Origin of the sequence: Arhodomonas aquaeolei DSM 8974 (assembly GCF_000374645.1) — a bacterium.
GTDB lineage: Bacteria > Pseudomonadota > Gammaproteobacteria > Nitrococcales > Nitrococcaceae > Arhodomonas > Arhodomonas aquaeolei.
This window is the reverse complement of sequence record NZ_KB894841.1, coordinates 1-3,310: the sequence shown is the minus strand read 5'-3', so window position 1 is coordinate 3,310 and position 3,310 is coordinate 1. Positions and strand designations below refer to the sequence as shown.

Here is a 3,310-nt window from a genome sequence, read left to right as displayed (position 1 = left end):
GGGAGAGGGGCAGGGGGAGAGGGTGGAAGCCGTCCACACCGAGTTCCACGATGCGCGGCAGCACCCGTAGGTCGTGCACGGCCCCCCGGCCGTGTGCGACATCTCCCCCAACCAACCCCCCAACCAACCCCCCAACCAACCCCCCCAAAAAAACCACCCGCCACCCCGCTCCCCCCAACGAATCGCCTTTCAAACGCCCTTCATCGATACGACATCGATAACGACCGCGCCCGCACAATGCAGCCAACACCGCAAAGCCCCCGCCCCGAAACCTCGTCGAAAACGAAAATCCAGCGTATTGAACACCGGCCCTGCGCCGCCGCAATGACGCCTCCCGCAGCCGTCAGATCGATGAGAAATATCCTGACTTACGCCCGGCCCATGCCTTGCGGCTACTGCTTGTTCTGGTACAGGATGAACCGACGGATCCAGGTCAGGCACGCCTCTCCTGCGCGAATCCAATAACGATGTCCCCGCACCAGGGAACGGACACGATAGAGAAAAGGAGCGCTTTTCCGTGACACTCCGTCGCCCCTCCAGGGGATGCTCCGCAGACATGCCGCCTCCGCCTGACCCGTGGCGCGCAAGCGCGTATTGCGGCAAATGTCCGCCTATCACGCCGTCCACGCGCCGCATACGGCGGATAGTGGACGCCGAAGCGCCGGGCCAGCGCTGCTCTGAAGCGACCCCTAACCGACAGCAAACGGTCTTGGCGCATACGTATTATGCGGACAAAGTCCGTGTTATAACGCGGACGATGTCCGTCTATTAGCTGTTAGCTGCGAGAAATAAAATGAGCAAAGTCAGCGAAATTAAAGGGCGTTGGATTGTAGGAAGCTTATCCGTCCTACTGATGCTTCCAGTCGTGTTTATCATCGGCTTGGTTGTTGGAATAAATATCGAGGACGCCATTTCCCTATCTCAAGACACAATGTCGTCATGGGTGTCTGCATTTGCAACAGTAACAATTGCGGTTCTCACTATTGTGTTGGCAAAAGAAACATGGGCGCTAAGGCTGATTCAGCTTTCACAAATTGAGCAGATCAGGAAAGACACAATAAAACCTAGTGTGAATCTTTTCCTGAAATCAAGTCCAGCTGCATTTAACTTTATTAATCTTCACGTTGTAAATAACGGTCCCGGTACGGCTCAAAATATCAGGTTTAGGTTTATTAATGCATCGCCTGACACCAAGGATGTATTTGATTACTTGCTGACAGAGCTAACCAAGCTTGTGATTATGGAAAAAGGCATATCCTCCCTAAGTTCTGGAGAACACAGAACGAGTTATGTATTCAGCTTCATTGATCTGCATGAAAAATTCGGCGAGAAAGCATTGGAGTGCATTACTGAAGTTGATATAACCTTCGAAGATACCGAAGGAACAAAGTATCAAACAAGGTCTTTTTTTAATTTTACCGAATATAAAGGCATTACTGAACTTGGTGGTGGCGATCCTTTATATAAGATTTCATCGCAACTAGAGAAAATACAAAAAGAAGTTGGTCATTTTGCAAGCGGATTTAAGAAGCTCAAAACTGATGTTTACACAAGCGCAGATAGAGAAAAAGAGAGAGAAGAATTGGAACGCCAATGGGTGGAGCAGCAAAGGATTGACAATGAAAGCAGCTAACTAGGCGCTCCACTCGACCAAAAACCGCTACGCGGTTTTCGTCGAGTGAGCTTGGACGTTAACTTCTCGGGATTAAACATTCGAATGACGACCAAGAAATTAAAAAGTTACTGTCGTTCCTGCGGACAAGATACCAATCACGGGGTACTCTCTGAGCACACCGAGTCTTACAGGGACGAATATTCATGTGATTATATATATCAGATCGTGGAGTGTTTAGGTTGCAATACGAAGTCTTTTCGCGAAGTTTTCGAAGACATCGAGTCGGCATATCAGCTCTATGACAACGAATGGGAAGTTCCAACTCGAATCGATGTATATCCTAAGTTTATTAAAGGGCACCGCAATCTAGATGGCGACTATTGCCTTCCAGATCTCGTAGGAAAGGTTTATCGAGAGGTTTTGCTAGCATTTCAGGAAAATGCTCTTGTCCTCGCGGGCCTCGGACTTCGTGGTACAGTGGAGGCGGTTTGTAACGATTTGGGTATAAAAGGTCGGAACTTAGAAGTAAGGATTTCTAAGTTGGCCACTGCTGGAAACATCTCTCGCAAGGATGCAGAGCGATTGCATGGTATTCGTTTCATGGGAAATGACGCAGCCCATGAAATGAAAAAACCGAAAACGGAGCATTTGTCAGTCGCATTGAAAATTGTGGAACACCTACTTTCGAGTGTTTACATTTTGGAAGAGGAAGTCGAAGGGAAGATCGATACGACGATTTCTGAGTTTTCTAAGTTTGAAGCATTGCTGGAAAAGAAGGTAAAAATTCTGAATGCAGGTGACGAACTCCCTCTAGAAGCAATTTTAGGCAAAGATATTCGAAGGGTGAAAGAATCTGTCGCCACTCTAGAAGCGGAGTTGTTGAATGAGATTGCATCTGGAGATATCACGTATTTAGCTAAGGGAAAACTTGATAAATACCAAGGCTCTAAGAACGATCTCCAGCACTACATTGTTGTATAAAGTTAACAATGTGGTCAACGGGACCCCAACTACGCTGCGCTCCGTTGTCGCCCATTACCACTGGCGTTAGGCAATGTAATGGATAGTGATCTTAAAGAAGCCACTTCAATATGGAATAACGGAAGAATATCCGTTGTATTGAGGCGTGGCGGTTCTAATCCGATACGAATCAGAGTTCCTTTTGACAAAAATAATAGAGAGTGGCTCAAGGGAGGGCCGAGAAAACGTGAGCCCATTTGGAATAAAGAAAAGAAGTATTGGGAACTTCCAGCATCACGCTTCAATGAAGTCATTAAGATGATTCTCAACAAATACGGCAAGGTTTACATACTTCAACCGTATAGAGAAAAAGAGGTGTGTTCACCTTCTTGTATAAATGCAGAAGGCTTTGAATGTCAGTGCTCCTGTTTAGGCGCTAATCACGGGAGCGGCAATCACCAGGGGTGGTACGAGGTTACTGAAGCACTAGCAGTAAGGTACGGCGAACGGAAGCTTGGGTGCCGCCTTCTTGAAAGGTTATAGAAAAATGCCCAAAAACCACATCAAGATCGCTCGCTCCCGCTCACTGGGACGCCGCTACCGCTGCGCCCCTTATGTGAAACGTTAGCACGATTGGAGATGTCCCCTTCCCGTAGATTAGGTCCACGGATTAGTAGAACTTCCGGCATGATGGCGGTCTCGACCTGGAGGTCATCATGCGTAAGAGCCGGTACA

The 3,310-nt window shown here is 47.9% G+C and carries 3 protein-coding genes; all 3 read left to right on the top strand.

Annotation, left to right across the window (positions count from 1 at the left end; all coding sequences use genetic code 11):
* Window positions 1-793 precede the first annotated feature (793 nt).
* The 3 genes from C516_RS21290 (at window position 794) to C516_RS20930 (ending at window position 3,118) form a co-directional block, all read left to right on the top strand.
* Complete coding sequence (locus C516_RS21290) at window positions 794-1,633, top strand: hypothetical protein (protein WP_156831308.1); 840 nt, start codon at window positions 794-796, stop codon at window positions 1,631-1,633.
* Between the two features lie 84 nt (window positions 1,634-1,717).
* A complete protein-coding gene (locus tag C516_RS20935) occupies window positions 1,718-2,596 on the top strand; it encodes a DUF4145 domain-containing protein (RefSeq protein WP_026321282.1) in 879 nt (292 codons plus the stop codon).
* A 78-nt stretch (window positions 2,597-2,674) separates the two neighbouring features.
* Window positions 2,675-3,118, top strand: coding sequence for a hypothetical protein (locus C516_RS20930; RefSeq protein ID WP_084594277.1), 444 nt, complete (start codon window positions 2,675-2,677; stop codon window positions 3,116-3,118).
* Window positions 3,119-3,310: the final 192 nt, after the last annotated feature.

Excerpts from the sequence above, each read along its gene's own strand:
- C516_RS21290 (WP_156831308.1), top strand. The coding sequence starts at position 794 with ATGAGCAAAGTCAGCGAAATTAAAGGGCGTTGGATTGTAGGAAGCTTA.
- C516_RS20935 (WP_026321282.1), top strand. The coding sequence starts at position 1,718 with ATGACGACCAAGAAATTAAAAAGTTACTGTCGTTCCTGCGGACAAGAT.
- C516_RS20930 (WP_084594277.1), top strand. The coding sequence starts at position 2,675 with ATGGATAGTGATCTTAAAGAAGCCACTTCAATATGGAATAACGGAAGA.